This is a genomic window from Hansschlegelia zhihuaiae (genome assembly GCF_004103825.1).
In the GTDB taxonomy this organism is placed as follows: Bacteria; Pseudomonadota; Alphaproteobacteria; order Rhizobiales; family Methylopilaceae; genus Methylopila; species Methylopila zhihuaiae.
Genome location: NZ_RYFI01000002.1, coordinates 71,018 through 89,021, shown reverse-complemented (window position 1 = coordinate 89,021; position 18,004 = coordinate 71,018). Strand labels below are relative to the sequence as shown.

Below are 18,004 nucleotides of genomic sequence, written 5' to 3'. Positions count from 1 at the left end.
CGAGACGCGGGTGCGAAGCCGGCGCCGATATTGGTCCGCCGGCGATTCCCCCGCGGCGGTGTAATCAGGTTGCGGACGCTCCTTTCGCCCGGCAACAGTTTTGACGCATTTTGTCGCGGGTTTCGCCGCAGGCGTGGTTTCGGCGCACCACATCCGGCGCCCTCATCCCATCGCCTCGCTCGCCAAGCGCGCCGCCGCGCCCTATCGCTTCCTGCTCGGAACAAGACGACCGCTCAGAGGCGGCGAAGATGAGGGGACGCTGATGAAGCTCGTGCGTTTCGGGGAGCGGGGCGCGGAACGGCCCGGATTGATCGACGCCGAAGGCCGCGTGCGGGATCTGAGCGACGTGGTCCCGGACGTCGCGGGCGACGCGTTGACGGCCGACGGCCTCGCGCGCATCCGCGAGCGTGATCCTGCGTCGCTGCCCGAGGTCCCGGTCGGCGCGCGGCTCGGCCCCTGCGTCGGAAACGTGCGCAACTTCATCGGCGTCGGACTGAACTTCGCCGATCACGCGGCGGAGACGGGGCTCAGGGTCCCCCGCGAGCCGATCCTGTTCAACAAGGCGCCGAACTGCGTCTCGGGCCCGAATGACGACGTGATGCTGCCGAAGGCCGCGCAGAAGGTCGACTGGGAGGTCGAACTCGCCATCGTGATCGGCGATCGCGCGTCGAACGTCGAGGAAGCCGACGCGCTCTCCCACATCGCCGGGGTGTGCATCTGCAATGACGTGACCGAGCGACACTTCCAGACGGAGCGATCCGGCCAGTGGACCAAGGGCAAGGGCTGCCCGACCTTCGGTCCTCTCGGGCCTTGGCTCGTGACGCTGGACGAGGCCGGAGACCTCGACAATCTCGCGATGTGGCTCGACGTCAACGGCCGCCGCATGCAGGACGGCTCGACCTCGACGATGATCTTCCGCGTCCCCTATCTCGTCTCCTACGTCTCGACCTTCATGACGCTCGATCCCGGCGACGTGATCACCACCGGCACGCCGCCCGGCGTCGGCATGGCCATGAACCCGCCGGTGTTCCTCAAGGCCGGCGACACGATGCGACTCGGCATCGCGGGGCTCGGCGAGCAGCAGCAGACGATCGTGCCCTATCGCGAGACCGAGGGCGGCCGCGGGTCGTCAGCCTACAAGACCGGCTTCGACATTCCTCGCTGAACAGTGTCCTCGGCGTCGTCTCGTCGTCATCGAGACGCGCCATACGCTCCCCGATCTGCATGAAACTCAGCCGGCTGAACGCCGGCGAGACGGTTCGGGAGAACACGATGGCCGACACGGTGGTGGCGAAGGGCGAGACGCTGGACGAGCGCCTCGACATGGAGGGGGCGGACACGCTGCGCGTCGAGGGCGTGTTCGCGGTCTCGGACGAGGACGAGACGGTCCGCTTCACCGGCCCGACCGACGGCGCGTCGATCGTCAACGAGGGCACGATCGAGAACCTCGCCGAGGAAGGCCGCGCGATCCGCTTCGAGGAGGAGATCGGCGAGCGGCTCGTCGCCGACATCGCCAATAGCGGCGTCATCCGCTCCGACGACGACGCCGTCCAGATCGACGAAGCGCCGCTCTCGGCCGGCAGGCTCCGCATCGACAACGCCGAGGGCGGCGAGTTTCGGTCCACCGTCGGCTCGGCGCTCGACCTCGGAGACGCCGGCGCGGGCTTCCGCAGCCACGTCTTCAACGACGGGCTGATGGCGTCGCGGGAGAGCGACGGTGTGAAGATCGGCGGTTTCGGCCGGATCGAGAACACCGGCCAGATCTCGGGCGGCAAGGCGGCCGGCTATATCGACGGCGCCGACGGGATCACCTTCGAGGACGAGGCGACCGGCGTCGTCATCAATTCCGGCCTGATCAACGGCGACCGCCATGCGGTCGACGCCGGCGAGGGTTCGGACATCCGCGTCGTCAACGAGGAAGGCGGCGTCATCACCGGCCGCAACGGCTCGGGCGTCGGCTCGGATGGTTCGGCGACCGTGATCAACCATGGCGTCATCACCGGCGCGTTCAGCGACCTCGACGGCACCGACGTCCACGGCTCCGACGTCGGCGAGGAGGACGGCGGCGGACCGGACGGGATCAATGACGGCGACGGCGACGGCGTCGACGTCGACTTCCTGGCGACGATCGACAATTACGGCGTGATCCGCGGCACGGGCGCGGGCGGCAACGGCTCCGACGGCCTGCCCAACACCTCCGACGGCATCGCGGCAGGCGGCGGCGTCATCCGCAATTTCGAGGGCGCGGAGATCTTCGGCGCCGACCGCGGAATCCTGATCGACAACAGCTCGCAGGGCAGCGCCGGCTTCGTCACCCGCATCGAGAACCATGGCGAGATCACCGGCGGGACCGGCTTCGCAGTGCGCATCGTCAGCGATCTCGACGACGTGATCGTCAATGGCGGCGCGATCACTGGCGGCGACGGCGTCGCGATACAGTTCGGCTCCGGCGACAACACGCTCGCGATCGAGGACGGCTCCGAGATCTCCGGCCTGTCGCGCGGCGGCGGCGGCCAGGACGTGCTGGACTATTCCGGGTTCTCGGAAGGCGTGACCGTCAACCTCCGCTCGGGCGCCGCGACCGGCACGGGCGGCGTCGAGGGCTTCGAGCAGGTCCTGGGCTCCGACCAGGACGACCAGCTGTCCGGTTCGGGTCGCGGCGACGTCCTCAAGGGCGGCGACGGTGACGACGCGCTCGACGGCCGGAACGGCGCGGACACGCTCGAGGGCGGCGCAGGCGCGGACGTCTTCCGCTTCGCTTCCGAGCCCGGCCGCGGCGTCGACCACGTCCAGGACTTCATGGTCGGCGAGGATGCGCTTGAGCTTTCGGCGTCGATCTTCGGCCCCGACGCGGGCGACCTCGCGAAGGCGGCGTTCCGGATCGGCGACGAGGCGCGCGACGCTTCCGACCGGATTATCTACGACAAGGCGAGCGGCGCGCTGCTGTTCGACGCCGACGGCAAAGGCGGCGAGGACGCGGTCCAGTTCGCGACGCTCGGGGCCGGGCTCGATCTCAGCCGCGACGATTTCTCGGTGGCCTGAGCGAAGTCAAAGCAGCCGCGCTTGCGGGGGCCGCGTCAGGCGGCCTCCGCGAGCTCGGCGAGCCACGCCCTGAGCGCAGCAGGATCGGGCAGCATGTGGGCGGCGGCCGAGGGGCGATCGACCTCGCCCACCAGGACCGCGCCGCCGCCGAGCGACACAGCGGCCTCGAAGGCGAATTCGTCCGTCAGGTCGTCGCCGAACACCAAGGGGACTCGGCCCTTGAAGGGCGGCTGCTCCATCAGCGCCTTCAGCGCCGCGCCCTTGTCGACGCCGCGTGGGCGCACTTCCGCGACCATCTTGCCGGGCTGCACCTCATGGGTCGGCGCAAGCCTGTCGACCAGCTCGCCGACCCGCTCGCGCACCTCCCCTTCCCGTTCCGGGCTCGCGCGGAAATGCACCGCGACGCTGGCGCCCTTGTCCTCCAGGGAAAGCCCCGGGCGCTGATCCACGAAGGCGCCGAGAGCGGCCGTAAGACGTGCGGGCGGCGGTTCGGCCGCGCCCGCCGAGCGCCCGCCGCCGCGCCGCCTGAGCTCCGCGCCGTGCAGCGCGGCGGCGGGCAGCCTAAGCGGCTGGAGAATGTGGTCGACATCCGCGAGACTGCGGCCGGTGACGACCGCGAGCGCGCCATCGAGGCGCCTCGCAAGCCGCCCGATCGCCCGCACGGTCTCGCGCGGAATCGAGACGCCGCCGGGCGTCGCCGCGAGGTCGAGCACCGTGCCGTCGAGATCGAGGAAAAAGGCGATCCGGTCCGGAAAGCCCGCCGGCGCGTCGGGCGGCGCGGGGAGCGTCGCCGCCGAGGCGGCCGTGTCGTGCGACAGGGTCTGGAACGTCATGGAGGCCTCACGCGACGTCGGCCGCCGGGGTTACGCAGGCTCTAGATAACCGCCGCGCCCGAGGAGACAAGCTGAGCCGAGCGACTGACGAGCGTCCCGTTCGTTCGGGCCTCGGCCGCGGGCCGGCGCGCCGCCGGCTCCGAAGGTCGACGATCAGCCGCGGCTCTGCATCTGCGCCATGAACGAGTCGAAGGGCAGCTCGGCGACCCGAAACCACAGCACCTCCTCGTTGCGGAAAGCGGTCTGACTCTCGTGGATCTTCTTGAACCACTCGTTCTTCGCATAGAGCTCGGCGTAGATGTCCTGGCTCGCCTTATACGCCCCCTCCATGATGTCGCGCGGATAGGGTTTGAGCTTCACGCCCGAGGCCACGATCTCGCGAAGCGCCTTCGGGTTCTGGGCGTCGTATTTCGCGAGCATCGTCTCGTTGGCGATCGCGGCCGCGCCCATCGCCATGGCCTTGTAGGTCTTCGGCAGCTCCTCCCACTTCGCCTTGTTGACGAAGAGATGGATGCAGGGGCCGCCCTCCCACCAGCCGGGATACATGTAGTTCTTGGCGACCTGATTGAAGCCGAGCTTGTGGTCGTCATAAGGCCCGATCCATTCGGCGGCATCGATCACGCCCTTCTCGAGGGACGGATAGATGTCGCCCCCGGCGATCTGCTGCGGCACCGCGCCGAGACGCGCCATCGTCTGGCCTGCGAGGCCGGCGATCCGCATCTTCACGCCCTTGAGGTCGTCGAGCTTGTTGATCTCCTTGCGGAACCAGCCGCCCATCTGCGCGCCGGTGTTGCCGCAGGGCAGGTTGACGAAGTTGTGCTGGGCGTAGAACTCGTCGAGCAGTTCGCGGCCGCCGGAGCGCAGCCAGGCGTTCATCTGCCGGGCGTTCGGGCCAAAGGGGACGGCGGTGCCGAGCGCGAAGGTCGGGTCCTTGCCGACATAGTAGTAGGAGCAGGTGTGACAGGCCTCGACCGTGCCGTTGGTCACGGCGTTCGCGGCTTCGAGCCCCGGCACCAGTTCGCCCGCTGCGAACACCTGGGCGGTGAAATTGCCGTCGCTCATCTCGGAGATCGCCTTGGTGAAGGTCTCCGCGCCGCCATGGATCGTGTCGAGCGACTTCGGAAAGCTCGACGTGATGCGCCATTTGATCTTGGGCTGCGACTGCGCGACGGCGGGAGCGGCCAACGCGACGCCCGCGACGCCTACGCCGGCGGCGCTGATGAATTTGCGGCGTTCCATAGGATCAGGCCTCCTCGAACGCGGGTCTCACGCCCGCTGTCTCGGCGACCCATGATCCCGCCGCCTCTTGGGATGTCCCTCAAGGTAGCCGCGGGCCCGACCTCGGCAAGGCCGTAAAATAAGCAAAGGCCCGGCGCTGCCGCCGGGCCCTGCAGTTTGGTCGGACGGAGCCGCCTTAGCCGCGGCTCTGGACCTGCGCCATGAAGCTGTCGAAGGGCAGCTCGGCGACCCGGAACCACAGCACCTCCTCGTTGCGGAAGGCGGTCTGGTTCTCGTGAATCTTCTTGAACGCCGGGTTCTTTGTGTAGAGGTCGGCGTAGATCTCCTGACTCGCCTTGTAGGCCGCCTCCATGACGTCGCGCGGGAACGGCCTGAGCTTCACGCCGGACGCCACGATCTCGCGCAGCGCCTTCGGGTTCTGGGCGTCGTACTTCGCCAGCATCGTCTCGTCGGCGAGCGCGGCCGCGGCCTTGGCCACCGCCTTGTAGCTCGCCGGCAGTTCTTCCCACTTGCCCTTGTTGATGAACATGTGGACGCAGAGGCTGCCTTCCCATCAGCCCGGATACATGTAGTTCTTGGCGACCTGGTAGAAGCCGAGCTTGTGGTCGTCGTAAGGCCCGATCCATTCGGCGGCGTCGATCACGCCCTTCTCGAGGGACGGATAGATGTCGCCGCCGGCGATCTGCTGCGGCACGACGCCAAGCTTCGCCATCGTCTGGCCCGCGAGGCCTGCGATGCGCATCTTCACGCCCTTGAGGTCGTCGACCTTGGTGATTTCCTTGCGCCACCAGCCGCCCATCTGGGCGCCGGTTCCGCCGCAGGCGAGGCTGACAAAATTGTGCTGGGCGTAGAACTCGTCGAGCAGTTCGGTGCCGCCGGTCCGGAGCCAAGCGTTGAGATGACGGGTGTTGAGACCGAAGGGAACCACCGAGCCGAGCGCGAAAGTCGGGTCCTTGCCGACATAGTAGTAGGAGCAGGTGTGGCAGGCCTCGACGGTGCCGTTGGTGACGGCGTTGGCGGCCTCCAGTCCCGGCACCAGCTCGCCCGCGGCGAACACCTGGGCGGAGAAATTGCCGTCGGTCATCTCCGAGATCGCCTTCGCGAACACCTCGGCGCCGCCATAGATCGTGTCGAGCGACTTCGGGAAGCTCGACGTGATGCGCCACTTCACCTTGGGCTGCGACTGCGCGATCGCCGGCGCGGCGAGCGCCGCGGCGCCCGCGACGCCTGCGCCGGTCGCGGCGAGGAATTTACGACGTTCCATATGCATATACCTTTTTCTTAAAGTCTGGTCGCAGGCAGCGGCCAATTCCCTGAGCGCTCTTCCGCGTGCGCTGACGCCGCGCGAACCGCGACGTTCGACCGCAGCCGAAAGATCGAGGCGATGGTTACGACGGACGAGACTGGAGGAGCAAGCGCTTCGCCCGCCAAATCCGCGTCATCGCTCTCCGGATGTCGGAGGCGCGAGGGCCGCGAGGTGATTGTCCCAGCGCAGTGCGCCTGCCCGACGCGCGACGATGGCGCAGCCGTCCACGTCGACCGCGATCCGCAGCACGTCGCCGAGCCCCGAGGTCGCTACGAAGCCGGCGGGCTCGCGGGCCGGCGCGAGCCCGCAGACGTCCGGGGCGGCGACCGAGCCGATCACCTTCCCTGTAACGACGTCGAAAGCCGCGACGACCCCGCCCTTCGGGCTCGACGCCGCCGCGAACCGGCCCGAGCGGTCGACGGCGAGCGAGCCCACATAGCCGGCGAACAGCGGCGTCGCCTCGAGCGCCTCGTCGAACGGACGAAGCCGCCCTCCGTCGAGGCGCGCCACCAGCGGCCGGTCGCGGACGCTCGCCTCCCGATCCTGCGCCGCGACCAACACACCGCCCTCCGGCAGCGTCGCGAGGTGGCGCAGCGACAAGGTCTCGAGGCCGCCGCCGCCCAGCTCGGCGACGTTCTCGACAACGCCAGTGACGGGATCGATCAGCGCGAGATTGGAGAGGGCGCGCGCTCCATCGAGCGCGGCGATCCCCGGATCGCCCTTCGGCTCCTTGGCCCCGTTCGCGACGGCGATCAGCCGGCCGGTCGAGACCAGCTCATGCGGGCCGACGCCGGCCGACCGGAATTCTCCGCGGACGGCGTATCCGCCCGCGACGTCGCGGATGACGATCACGCCGTCGCCGGTCGCGACGTCGATCTCGGTCGACAGGAACGTCCGGCCGTCGTCGCGATAGACGCCGTGTCCCGAAAAGCGCCGGCCTTCGCTCGCCCTGAAGGTCGCGCGCACGCGCGACCCTGCCCCGTCCAGAACCAGCGCGAGATCACCGGGCCGGCGCGCGACGGCGACGCATTCGCGCCCGTCGGACCGCGGGCAGAGCGCGTGGAGCCGAAGCGGGGCCGGCGCGCCCTCGGCCTCGCCGAAGGCGGCGTCGATCAGGCCTATGCGGAAATTGCCCGACGCGTCCTGAGCGGCGCCGAGTATCTCCGGAACGAGGTCCGCGTGGGCCTCTCCGAGGCCGAGCGCGGCGACCGAGCCGCCCAGCAGCCCAAGGGCGGCGCGGCGCGTCACGCGATCATGGCCCGATCCCGCCATCGTCTCTCAGTCCCCGTCGAGCGCGTTGAAGCCGAGCGGCAGACCGAGCGCCGGCGCGAGGTTCTTCGCGACGTCCGCCTGCGCGGCCTTCAGCGCGGCGACCGCGGCCTCGAGCGTCTTCCGGCGCTTCGGATCGGCCGCCGCTTCGCCGAGGTCGGCCGGGAGCTTCGCGACCGCCGCGCGGGCCGCATCGAACGCTTTCTCGTCCGCCTTCGCGATATCCGGCGGCGCGGAGGCCGCGAAGATCTTGGCCATGTCGCCGAGGCTCGCCACCGTCGCCGCGAGCGCGCGGGCCGAACGGCCGGATCGCCAGCCCTCGGCGGATTTGGGTTTCGCGGCGTCGGCGGAGCTTCCCAGCGCCGGCAGGAGCTTGAGGTCGACCATGCGCTGGACGCCCCCGGCGAGGTCGGTGACCAGCCGCGCGGCCGCGTGCTGGGGATCGGCGAAGTGCAGCCGGTCGCCCTCGCCGCGCCTCAGCTTCTCGAGCGGACCGTCGGCGGCGCGCCACTCGCGCACGATGTCGTCCGCGATGCCCGCGAGGTTGCGGGCGATCGCCGAACCGATCCGGCACTGGCCGGCCGACGGCGCGTCGCCCGGCTCGTAGAGCACGCGCTCGAGCGCCGGAAACCCCTGTCCCGCGACGCTCGCGCTACGCATCGCGTCGGCGGTCAGGTCTGCGTCCCTCGCGCGGCTGGCCAGCTCAGAGAGCGCCTTGGTCACATAGTTGCGGCGGTCCGGTCCGAAGAAGATCCGGTCGGCGCGGAGCGACTCGCCGATCGGGCCGGTGGTGACGAACTCCACCCCGGCCCAGGCGTCCGCGGCCGCCTGGTAGTCAGCCTTGAGGCTCTCGGTCTCGGCGCCGGAGTCGCCGTCCGCGCAGGCCCGCGCCCAGTCCTCCGCCTGTCGCGCGGTCGCCGCGGCCAGCGCCTCGTAGCGCGGCAGCACGGCCTGTTCGATCACGCGGACGGCGAGCGGGCCGGGCTCGGGAGGGGCGGCGGACGCCGGCGCCGCCCACGCCATGCCCGCGAGGAGCGCGAAGGCGAGAACCAGCTTCATGGGCGTCACCTCGCCGCGGATGCGGGCCGCGGGTCGGCGATCGATCCGGCCGCCGCGGTCCGGTCCTCCGTGCACCCTGGCGAGGCGCCGCGCAAGCGCGGCCCGGCGCGCGCGTCGAGAGGTCGCGACGCTCCGCTCAGATCAACTCGAGAACGGATCGAACAGCCTGAAATCCGAATGCTTGAGGGCGACGCCCTCCTCGAACTGGGCGATCTTCACCTGGTCGTAGAAGTCGCGGCCGCCGTCCTCGTCGTAGAACAACGAACCGGTCTTCTTGTCGTAGATCAGGTGCTGATCGTCGGTCTTGGCCGCGGTCCCGATGACGAAGGACGCCTTGGCGAGCTTCGGCCCCATACCGTCGAAGGCTTCGTAGCCGAAGGTGGACAGGACGATCTTGTCGCTCCCGGCCTGGAAATTCTCGATGTCGTCGACCCCGGGCTCGTAATCGCCGTTGAACCTGAAGACGTCCTTGCCCTGACCGCCGACCAGCGTGTCGTCTCCGCCACCGCCCGAAAGCTCCACGGCCTTTTTTCCGGCGACGAGGCGATCCGCGTAGTTGGTGCCTTCGATCTTTTCGATGGACGAATAGGCGTCGCCCTCAGCGTAGCCCGTATTGTTCTTCGGCTTCAGCAGATCGACGACAAGGCCGTCGCTACCGCTGAAGCTCGAGAAGCTGACCGTATCGAAGCCTTTGCCGCCATTGTAGTGATCGGCGCCGCCGCTGCCGTTGAAGACATCGTCGCCGCCGAGGCCGTCGAAGGACTCCGCAGCCGATGTGCCGAGAAAGACGTCGTCGCCGCCAAACAGCTTGCTCACCAGCTGCTTCAGGCCGCCGCCATCGATAGCCTTGTTGAGGTCAGCCGCCTTGATTTCGAGCGATCTCGCCGCCGCGACCGGCTGGAAGGCGGTGTCGTAGACCGCGATCTCCGTGATCGTTCCGCTCTTCGGCGCGCCGGAGCCGTCGAACGTCAGGCCTTCGCCCTGGATGATCAGGTTGAACGAGCCCGCCTGAACCTGGACGGTGCTGGAACTTCCCGTGTGGTAATCGCCCTGCAGGAGCTTCGCGAGGCTGTTCGGCCCGTCGAAAGCGTCGAAGGGCTTGCTGTAGCTCAGAGAGGTCATGCGCGATCCCCGTCAGAGGCGCCGAGCTCGGCCCCGATCGCCGGATTGTCCGGACAAGACGAAATCTGCTGAAAAATGAAAGCGATCGCCAGATCGTAGGATTACTTACCTCCGAGAGAGCCAGCTCAAAGATCGTTCAAATAGTCGAGGAGCGCTTGTCGCTCGTGGGGCGCAAGCTTTTCGAACCGGGCGCGTGCGGCGGCCGCCTCGCCGCCATGCCAGGCGATCGCTTCCGCGACGGTCCCGGCGCGGCCGTCATGCAGCAGGCCGCTTCCCAAAGCGAGCGTCTCGGACAGCCCCCAGAGCGGCGCCGTTCGCCATTCCGGGCTCGCCGCCGCCCCTTCGGCCGCGCCGTCGTCGAGCCCCGAGCCCATGTCGTGCAGGAGCAGGTCGGAGAACGCCCGCGCCTCGCCGCCATCCGCGAGGGCGAGGCTCGGGACGTGGCAGGCGCCGCAACCGACGGCCTCGAACAGATCTTCGCCGCGTCCGGTCGCCGGGTGAGCGGGCGCCGGCCGGCTCTTCAGGAACGCGACGAGACCCGCGAGCAATTCGGGCCCGACCTCCGGCTCGCCCGGTCCGCCGCCATTCGGCGCCTGGCGGCAGGCAACCTGCGCCGACGTACAGTCGCCGACCGGGTCCGGCCGGCCTCGGGTCGACAGGCCGAGGTCGAGCGCGAAGGCGGCCTCGGCCTGAGCCTGAAGGGTCGGCTCCGTCGCCTTCCAGCCCAAGCGGCCGATCTCGCCCGAGGCGAGCCGCGCCGCACGGCCCGACACCCCGTCGCCGTCGCGGTCGTCGGGGTCTTCGCGCGCGACGATCGCGGCGTCCGGGACGCGCGCGAGAAGCCCGAGCCCCGCCAGCGACGGCGCCACGCGGGCCGATACGCGGGCGCCAGCGCCCAGAGCTCCGTAGGCGAGACCGTCGACACGCCATTCCGGCTTTACGGACGGTCCCGGCGCTGGCGGGCGGCTCGCGGCCGCCTCGCCTTCGCCCGGCGCGCCGCCGAGCCCTGCGGGTTGCAGCTGCGCGCCATAGACCGGGTCGGGCCGGCCCTTCGCATCCGCGAGTCTCAGCACGAGGCCGGGCGTCGCCGCCGGATCGTCTCGGCCGAGCAGGAAGCGCGCCCGCTTGCCGTCCGCCCCGTGGCACGCCGAACAGGAGCGCGCCGCGAACAGCGGGCCAAGACCATCGGCGCTCTTGGTCGAGGACGGCGCCTGGACCCACAGCCGGTCGAACACCGCCTTGCCGACGGCGACGTCGAGATCGCGGGCGACGGCGATCGACGCGGCGGTGGCGACGCCCGTTACGAGGGAGAGGACGGCGGCGCGGGCGGCCATGGCCCCCGCCTAGAGCTCAGCCGCCGCCACGAAGGGCAGGAAGCCAATCGCGTCGCCGCGCCTGACCTCGTCTCGGCCAGCGGGGATGACCGCGAGGCCGTCGGCTGCGATCAACGGCGCAAGCCGCGCCGAGCCGCCGCGGCCGAGCTTCTCCACCACCGGCAGGCCGTTGTCGGCCGCCCCGATGACGCGGGCCGGGGCGAACTCCGTGCGGCCGCCAGGACCGCCTTGCGAAAAGCCCGCGACCGCCGCGAGCGGCCGTAGCGGGTGCGGCTCCATGCCGGCGAGCTTTTCCAGCGCGATCCGCCCGACGAGCAGCCAGGCCACCAGCGCCGCGAAGGGATTTCCGGGCAGGCCGACCAGGACCGTCGAGCCGACATGGCCGGCGACCACCGGTTTGCCGGGCTTCAGGGCGACGCGCTGCAATTCGAGAGCGCCGCCCGCCGCCATGACGGCCGCGGCCAGATGATCCTCGTCGCCGACCGAGGTCGCGCCGCTCGTCACGATCAGGTCGCACCGGGCGGCGGCTTCGCTCACCAGCCGCGTCAGCGCCGGGCGGTCGTCCGGCGCGACGCCGAGATCGACGATCTCGATCGCCGGCTGGTCGAGCAGCGCCGCGAGCATCGGGCGGTTGGCGTCGTGGATCAGGCCGGGTCCGAGCGGGCGGCCGGGCCGCACCAGCTCGTCGCCGGTCGACACCAGGCCCACGACCACGCGCCGCCGCACCGCGATCTCGGCGACGCCCGAGGCCGCAAGGATCGCGACGTGGCGGGCGTCGAGCCGCCCCCCCGCCGGCACGATGACGTCGCCCGCGGCCACGTCCTCGCCGCGGCGCCGGATGTTGTCGCCGGGCGCAGGAGGCCTGTTCAAGACGATCCGGCCGCCGGCGCGCGTCACGCGCTCCTGCATCACCACCGCGACCGCGCCCTCGGGCATCGGCGCGCCGGTCAGGATGCGGACCGCCTCGCCCTCGCGCAAAGGCGCGCGCGCGCCGGCGTCGCCCGCCGCGAGCCGCCCGCGCACCTCGAAGCTCGCCCCGACGCCGCCGAGCGCATAGCCGTCCATAGCCGAATGGTCGAACGGCGGCAGCGGCGTCGGGCTGAGGACATTCTCGGCCGAGACCCGTCCGCCGAGCCGCGCCAAAGGCGCGCGCTCGCCCGGCACGGCGCGCGCCACCAGCTTTTCGGCGCGCTCCTGCGCGGCGGCGATCGAAAGCAGCGCAGAATCGGAGCGCAGAGCCGCCTCCAGAACGCTCATCCGGTCGCCTCGTCGACGTCGATGCGCATGCGCCGGCCGCGCCTGTCGAAGAAGGCGCCGTCATTGATCGCGAGTCTGTCGTCGTCGATCATCGACTCCACCCGGCGGAGCTCGACCCGCGCCAGCGGCTCCTCGACGGGGCCGCCGTCGCGCGCGGTCGCGGTGAAGAACACGGCGCCGTCCCAGCCGCCCGGCGCCGAGGCGAACAGCTTTCGAACGTCCGCCCAGCGCGCCTCGCCGCCGATCACGTGGAAGAACGTCGAGGCGACGGGCCTTGCGTCGCGTTCGCCGATCTCGACCAGCACCACGAGCGCGGTGAAGCCGCCGGTCGCGGCGTATTCCGCCGGCATCCAGTCGTCGAAGTCGAGCATCAGCGGCGGATCGGCGGCGTGATCGTCAGAAATCGACAAGCGGCGTGTCCGGCATGTAGCGGTCGAAGAGCTCGGCGAAGGGCTTTCCGCGCAGCGCCTCGAACCGCGCCTCGAAATCCGAGAGCGCGATCAGCAGCGCCGTTTCGCGGCCCTCGCCATGCGCGGGCTCGTCGAGCGAGTAGGCGACCGGCTCGGCGTCCGCCTCCGGTCGCGCCTCCGCGGCCGCCCGCGCTTCCTCCTCACGGGCCAGGCGATCGTCGTGGACCGCGTCCGCAAGCGGCGTCATGGCGTCCAGCACCTCGTCGCGCGCGGCGTCGCGGCCGGCCCATTCGAGCTCTTCGGCCGCCGCGAGGCGCTGGGCCGCGCGGGACGTCTCGCGATCGGCCGCCGTCGCGTCGGCGGAGACCAGAGCGCTCAGGAAATGGAACCGGCGATAGGCGCGTCGCCGGTCGGTCTCGAGCTGCGCGATCTCCTTCGCGAATTGATCGCGGAGCTGGCTCTCCGCGGCGCCGACCTCGGCGGCGGCGCGCTCGAGGGCGTCAAGGGCGGCAGGCGGCGAGAAGGGGATCATGAGGCCAGACGCTCCTCGCCGGTTTCGGTCACGCTCGACCGGCGGAACAGGTCGCGGCGGTGGCGGTTGATCCGCCGCTCGTCGCCCCGGCGAATGGTGACGCCGTGCCGGTCGAAGAATTCGAGGATCTGGATAGCGACCTTGCGGCCATTGTCGAGCCGGTCGCGGAAACGGGCGGCCGTCACGACGCCGGACGGCTCCCGTTCGGCGATCTCGGTCGCGATCTCGACCATCTCGGCCACGACCTCGCGGAGAAAGAAGTGATCGTGGGCGACCTCGTCGACCCGGCCGAGGCGACCCGACAGTTTCAACATGCGGCGCATGTCCTCTTCAGCCGCGCCAAGCTCAGCCGCGAGATCGCGCACGCGCGGCGGCCGGAACCGGGCTTCGCCGGCGAGGCGCGGCGCCGCCGCCTCCCAGAGGCGATCGTCCGCGGGCGCGAGTCGCGCCACATGGCCGGGCAGGCTGACCCAGGCCCCGGCGATCCCGACCGCGCCTTCGCGCTGGAGGGCCGCGAGCGCGGCGAGGAAGGCGCGGCCCGGCAGGCGCGGCTCGACCGAGAGCCTGAGCCGTTCGGCGCCCAGTCCCTGAAGGTCCGGATTCGCCGCATGATGCGCCGCGAGCGCGTCGGCGACGGCCGAACGAAAGGCCGAAAAGATCTGTGGCGCGAGCGCATAGCCGCGGCCGCCGGGAAGCGGGCTCACGCCGAGACGCGAGGTCAGCGCCGCGCCCGCGGCGGGTCCGATGTTGCGGTCGCGGAAGAAAGCCTCGACGTCGACCGCATGGGGCGGCGCCGCGAACAGGGCGGAGAGCGCCTCGGCGTGGTCGGCATGCGCCAGCGCGTCGAGCTGGGCGCGGCGCTCGGGCGCGCGGCGGCGGCGGGCGGGCGCCCTGAGGTCCAGAATTCTTCCGCCGGCGACGGTGCGGACGCCGCTGGTGTCGCGCAGCACGAAGCGGTCGAGCGCGACTGCGGCGATCGGCCGGTCGAGCGCGATCTGCGCGCGGGCCGCGACCCCCGGCGCGAGCGCGTCGCCCTCGAGCGGCACCAGGCGGGCCGCGACGTCGGCCGCGCCGTGGTGCAGGCGGACCGGCGTCCAGGGGCCGAGCGGCCGCGGCTCCGAGGCGAGCACCGAGAGCTCGACGTCGATGCGGTCGCTCGGCGCGTGGAGCTCGGGAGCGCCGACGACGTCGCCGCGCCGGATCGCGTCCTTGGAGACGGCGGAACCTGCGAGGTTCAATGCGCAGCGTTCGCCGGGGCGGCCGATCTCGACCGCCCGGTTCTGGGCGTGGATGGCGCGCACCCGCGCCGTTAGCCCCGAGGGCGAGACCGTCACGGCGTCGCCGACACTCACCGGCCCGTCGCGGAGCGTCCCGGTCACGATCGTGCCCGCGCCGGCGAGCGTGAAGCAGCGGTCGACCGAAAGCCGGAAACGCCCTTCGCCGCCCTGGGAGGGCGCGAATGCGCCAAGCTCGTCGAGCCGGGACTGCAGGGCCGCGAGCCCCTCCCCGGTCACCGCCGACACGGGCAGGATCTCGGCGCCCTCGAGCGCGGTGCCCTGCAGCAGCTCGTCGATCTCGTCCTCGACCTCGCGTAGCCGGGCGTCGTCGGCGAGGTCGCATTTGGTCAGGGCCACGAGCCCCCGCCGCACGCCGAGCAGATCGACGATTGCAAGATGCTCGCGGGTCTGCGGCATCGGTCCGTCGTCCGCCGCGACCACCAGCATCACGAGGTCGATCGCGCTCGCGCCGGCGAGCATGGTGCGCACGAAGCGCTCATGGCCGGGCACGTCAACAAAACCCAGCACCGAGCCGTCCGGGCGCGGCAGATAGGCGAAGCCGAGCTCGATCGAGACGCCGCGCGCCTTCTCCTCCTTCAGCCGGTCGGGATCGATCCCGGTCAGGGCCCGCACCAGCGCCGACTTGCCGTGGTCGACATGGCCGGCCGTGCCGACGATCACGCCTCGGTCTCCGTGGCGATCGGACGTCGGGCGGCCGCGGCCGCCGCCGCCTCGTCTTCTGGCTCCAGCGCGGCGCGCACGGAGCCGAGGAAGGAGGCGGCGAGCGCGCTGCCGCCAGCCTCCGCGCGCAGCAGCCAGACCAGCGCCGCCCGGTCGTCCTGCTCGACGCCGGCGCCGAGATGGAGCGCCGCGCCCAGCATCGCCTGGCCGTCGGCGTCGCCGCGGCGGGCCGCCTCGTACCACCAGCGCGCCGACTCGTCCGGGTCGCGCTCCATGCCGATGGCGTTGTGCGCCATCAGGCCGAGCCGCGTCATGCTGCTCGCGACCTCCTGTTCGGCGGCGGCGAGCGCCCAGCGGCGCGCCTCGCCGGCGTCGAGCTCCACGCCCTGGCCTTCGAGCAGCATCCAGCTCAGCATGTCCTGCGCGGCGGCGTCGCCCTGCTCCGCGGCCTGCCGATAAAGGTCGGCGGCGGCCGCGTCGTCCTGCTCCACCCCGCCCTCGCCCTTGAAGTAAAGCGTCGCCAGATGACGCTGGCCGACCGGGTCGCCGGCCTTGGACGCGGCCAGGAACCACCGCGTCGCCTCTTCGAGGTCTCGCTTTACGCCGAGCCCCTCGGCGTAGCAGGCCCCGAGATTGCTCTGCGCGCGCGGCTGCCCCTGCTCCGCAAGCGGACGCCATACTCCGGTCGCGAGCGCATAGTCGCCGGAAGCTGCCGCGTTGAAGGCCATCTCCATCAGCGCGTCGACGTCCTCGAGGTCCTCTTCCTGCTCGGCCAGGGTCGGCCGCTCCTCCTCCGGATTTCCGCGCAGGATCTTGCCGAACCAGCTCATTCGGCGTCCTCCGCCGCGGTGGCGAGGCCAAGCTCGACGATGCTCTCGGCGAGCGCGTGCTCGTCGTCCAGACCGCGCAGGTCGAGGTTCAGGCGATCGTCGGAGATCCGGCCGATGATGGGGACCGACAGCGCCCGCATCGAGGCGGCGAGCCGCTGGAGGGCGCCGCCGCCCCCCTTCTCGCCGAGCGACGCGACCGCGAGCCCGCCGCTCGGAATGGTCGCGAGCGGCAGCGCCCCGGAGCCGATCTGGCTTTCGAGATCGACGATCTCGACCTCGAAACGCGGCCCGATGGCGTCGGCGAGAGCGGGCCGGAAGCGCGCCGCCAGCGCCTTCAGCTTCTCGGCCGGACGCGCCAGCAGCGCGAGCGTCGGCAGGCGTTCGGCGAGGCGGTCGGGATCGCGGTAGAGCCTGAGCGTCGCCTCGAGGGCCGCAAGCCTCAGCTTGTCGATCCTGAGCGCCCGCTTGAGATGGTTCTTGGCGAGGCGGCGGACGAGATCGTGGCGGCCGACCACGAGCCCGGCCTGCGGGCCGCCCAGCACCTTGTCGCCTGAGAAGGTCACGATGTCGGCGCCGTCGCGCACCGCCTCCTGCACGGTGCGCTCGCGCTGCAGACCGTAGGCGGCGAGGTCGACGAGCACCCCAGAGCCGAGATCGTCGACCAGCGGAACGCCGCGCTCATGGACGGCTGGCGCAAGCTCGGCTGCCGGCGTCTCCTTCACGAAGCCCTCGATGCGGTAGTTCGAGGGATGCACCTTCATGACGAGCGCGGTCTGGGGCCCGATCGCCTCGACATAGTCGGCGAGGTGGGTCCGGTTGGTCGTCCCGACCTCGACCAGGCGCGCGCCGGCCCGGTTCATGATCGAGGGCATGCGGAACGCGCCGCCGATCTCGATCAGCTCCCCGCGGGAGACGATGGTCTCCTTCCCGTCCGACAGCGAATTGAGCGTGAGCAGCACGGCGGCGGCGTTGTTGTTGACGATGACGGCGTCCTCGGCGCCCGTCAGCTCGCGCAGCAGGCCGCGCACATGGTCGTCGCGCTCGCCGCGCCGGCCGTCGGAGAGGTCGAACTCCAGCGCCGTCGGGCTGCGCATGGCGGCGACGACGGCGGCGATCGCCTCCTCGGCGATCAGCGCGCGGCCGAGATTGGTGTGCAGCACCGTGCCCGTCAGATTGAGCACGCGCCGCTGGCTCGGCCGGCTCTCGCCCTCGAGCCGCATCGAGGCGGCCGCCGCGATCCGCTCCGGCGACACGTCGACGGCGGCGCCGGCCCGCCAGGCCGGACGAACCTCGTCGAGGCTCGCGCGGACGCCCGCCACCGTCGCGGCGCGGCCATAACGCTCGATCGCGAGCTGCGCCGCGTCGGTCGCCAGCACCCGATCGACCGCCGGAAGCGGCGCGCGGGTCTCGGGCGGGATCTCACGCGGCTCGTGCAACATACGCTCTTCGGCCTCGGCGGGGAAAAGGCCCCGCCTCAGATCAATATCCCAGCAGATAGGGATTGAAAGCCGCTCGCGCCCAGCCGGCCTCGCGCACCTTGATGTCGAGGCCGAGCGAAGCGACGTCGTCGGCGACCGGATCGAGATCGACGTCAAGGTGTTGGTGCATGATCTTCACGTAGCACCTGCAGGTGTCGCAGGTCTCCGCCTTGACGGTCGCGCGGTCGTCCCTCGGCTTCGAAGCGGCCACGGGCTCGACCGTCTCGCCGTCTTCCGACAAAGCGCGATAGGCGATCCCGGCGGTGGAGTCGCAGGCGACGCATTTGACCCGGACGTGGTTCCAGAGCGTGCCGCAGAGCGCGCAGGCGACGTAG

General features: G+C 71.1%; 14 protein-coding genes and 2 pseudogenes. 2 read left to right on the top strand and 14 right to left on the bottom strand.

The window, feature by feature from the left end:
- Positions 1 to 262 precede the first annotated feature (262 nt).
- Both EK403_RS02725 and EK403_RS02720 read left to right on the top strand, forming a co-directional pair.
- Positions 263 to 1,165, top strand: coding sequence for a fumarylacetoacetate hydrolase family protein (locus EK403_RS02725; RefSeq protein WP_128776183.1), 903 nt, complete (start codon positions 263 to 265; stop codon positions 1,163 to 1,165).
- A gap of 59 nt (positions 1,166 to 1,224) precedes the next feature.
- Entirely contained in the window at positions 1,225 to 3,042 is a 1,818-nt protein-coding gene (locus EK403_RS02720; protein ID WP_245479468.1) for a M10 family metallopeptidase C-terminal domain-containing protein, read from the top strand.
- Between the two features lie 35 nt (positions 3,043 to 3,077).
- Here the strand turns inward: EK403_RS02720 and otsB are convergent, their stop codons facing one another.
- The 14 genes and pseudogenes from otsB to EK403_RS22895 all read right to left on the bottom strand — a co-directional run.
- A complete protein-coding gene (gene otsB, locus EK403_RS02715) occupies positions 3,078 to 3,875 on the bottom strand; it encodes a trehalose-phosphatase (protein ID WP_128775976.1) in 798 nt (265 codons plus the stop codon).
- A gap of 153 nt (positions 3,876 to 4,028) precedes the next feature.
- Entirely contained in the window at positions 4,029 to 5,114 is a 1,086-nt protein-coding gene (locus EK403_RS02710; protein ID WP_128775975.1) for a TRAP transporter substrate-binding protein, read from the bottom strand.
- Between the two features lie 175 nt (positions 5,115 to 5,289).
- Positions 5,290 to 6,378, bottom strand: a pseudogene (locus EK403_RS02705) (TRAP transporter substrate-binding protein).
- 174 nt (positions 6,379 to 6,552) lie between these two features.
- The gene (locus EK403_RS02700; protein WP_128775974.1) at positions 6,553 to 7,692 is read right to left on the bottom strand and encodes a DUF1513 domain-containing protein; all 1,140 of its coding nucleotides are present in this window, start codon (positions 7,690 to 7,692) and stop codon (positions 6,553 to 6,555) included.
- A gap of 6 nt (positions 7,693 to 7,698) precedes the next feature.
- Entirely contained in the window at positions 7,699 to 8,748 is a 1,050-nt protein-coding gene (locus EK403_RS02695; protein ID WP_128775973.1) for an imelysin family protein, read from the bottom strand.
- A 141-nt stretch (positions 8,749 to 8,889) separates the two neighbouring features.
- Positions 8,890 to 9,870 (bottom strand): M10 family metallopeptidase C-terminal domain-containing protein, encoded by a 981-nt coding sequence (locus EK403_RS02690; protein ID WP_128775972.1) that lies wholly within the window; start codon positions 9,868 to 9,870, stop codon positions 8,890 to 8,892.
- A gap of 125 nt (positions 9,871 to 9,995) precedes the next feature.
- A complete protein-coding gene (locus tag EK403_RS02685; RefSeq protein ID WP_128775971.1) occupies positions 9,996 to 11,204 on the bottom strand; it encodes a di-heme oxidoredictase family protein in 1,209 nt (402 codons plus the stop codon).
- Between the two features lie 9 nt (positions 11,205 to 11,213).
- Entirely contained in the window at positions 11,214 to 12,461 is a 1,248-nt protein-coding gene (locus EK403_RS02680; protein ID WP_128775970.1) for a molybdopterin molybdotransferase MoeA, read from the bottom strand.
- Positions 12,458 to 12,871 (bottom strand): hypothetical protein, encoded by a 414-nt coding sequence (locus EK403_RS02675; RefSeq protein ID WP_245479467.1) that lies wholly within the window; start codon positions 12,869 to 12,871, stop codon positions 12,458 to 12,460. Before EK403_RS02675 ends, EK403_RS02680 begins: the two co-directional genes overlap by 4 nt.
- The gene (locus EK403_RS02670; protein WP_128775969.1) at positions 12,858 to 13,403 is read right to left on the bottom strand and encodes a hypothetical protein; all 546 of its coding nucleotides are present in this window, start codon (positions 13,401 to 13,403) and stop codon (positions 12,858 to 12,860) included. Before EK403_RS02670 ends, EK403_RS02675 begins: the two co-directional genes overlap by 14 nt.
- Positions 13,400 to 15,361, bottom strand: a complete 1,962-nt coding sequence (selB, locus tag EK403_RS02665) for a selenocysteine-specific translation elongation factor (RefSeq protein WP_128775968.1) — start codon at positions 15,359 to 15,361, stop codon at positions 13,400 to 13,402. Before selB ends, EK403_RS02670 begins: the two co-directional genes overlap by 4 nt.
- A complete protein-coding gene (locus tag EK403_RS02660; RefSeq protein WP_128775967.1) occupies positions 15,358 to 16,191 on the bottom strand; it encodes a tetratricopeptide repeat protein in 834 nt (277 codons plus the stop codon). The genes selB and EK403_RS02660 overlap by 4 nt, the downstream gene beginning before the upstream one ends.
- Entirely contained in the window at positions 16,188 to 17,630 is a 1,443-nt protein-coding gene (selA, locus tag EK403_RS02655) for an L-seryl-tRNA(Sec) selenium transferase (protein ID WP_128775966.1), read from the bottom strand. Before selA ends, EK403_RS02660 begins: the two co-directional genes overlap by 4 nt.
- Before the next feature lie 40 nt (positions 17,631 to 17,670).
- Positions 17,671 to 18,004, bottom strand: a pseudogene (locus EK403_RS22895) (formate dehydrogenase accessory protein FdhE domain-containing protein); the annotation flags it as partial.

What these genes read in the sequence shown, in the direction of transcription:
- otsB (WP_128775976.1), bottom strand. Translation starts at nt 3,875, where the DNA reads ATGACGTTCCAGACCCTGTCGCACGACACGGCCGCCTCGGCGGCGACG.
- selA (WP_128775966.1), bottom strand. Translation starts at nt 17,630, where the DNA reads ATGTTGCACGAGCCGCGTGAGATCCCGCCCGAGACCCGCGCGCCGCTT.
- EK403_RS02670 (WP_128775969.1), bottom strand. Translation starts at nt 13,403, where the DNA reads ATGATCCCCTTCTCGCCGCCTGCCGCCCTTGACGCCCTCGAGCGCGCC.
- EK403_RS02700 (WP_128775974.1), bottom strand. Translation starts at nt 7,692, where the DNA reads ATGGCGGGATCGGGCCATGATCGCGTGACGCGCCGCGCCGCCCTTGGG.
- EK403_RS02725 (WP_128776183.1), top strand. Translation starts at nt 263, where the DNA reads ATGAAGCTCGTGCGTTTCGGGGAGCGGGGCGCGGAACGGCCCGGATTG.
- EK403_RS02660 (WP_128775967.1), bottom strand. Translation starts at nt 16,191, where the DNA reads ATGAGCTGGTTCGGCAAGATCCTGCGCGGAAATCCGGAGGAGGAGCGG.
- EK403_RS02695 (WP_128775973.1), bottom strand. Translation starts at nt 8,748, where the DNA reads ATGAAGCTGGTTCTCGCCTTCGCGCTCCTCGCGGGCATGGCGTGGGCG.
- EK403_RS02690 (WP_128775972.1), bottom strand. Translation starts at nt 9,870, where the DNA reads ATGACCTCTCTGAGCTACAGCAAGCCCTTCGACGCTTTCGACGGGCCG.
- EK403_RS02720 (WP_245479468.1), top strand. Translation starts at nt 1,225, where the DNA reads ATGAAACTCAGCCGGCTGAACGCCGGCGAGACGGTTCGGGAGAACACG.
- EK403_RS02710 (WP_128775975.1), bottom strand. Translation starts at nt 5,114, where the DNA reads ATGGAACGCCGCAAATTCATCAGCGCCGCCGGCGTAGGCGTCGCGGGC.
- EK403_RS02680 (WP_128775970.1), bottom strand. Translation starts at nt 12,461, where the DNA reads ATGAGCGTTCTGGAGGCGGCTCTGCGCTCCGATTCTGCGCTGCTTTCG.
- EK403_RS02685 (WP_128775971.1), bottom strand. Translation starts at nt 11,204, where the DNA reads ATGGCCGCCCGCGCCGCCGTCCTCTCCCTCGTAACGGGCGTCGCCACC.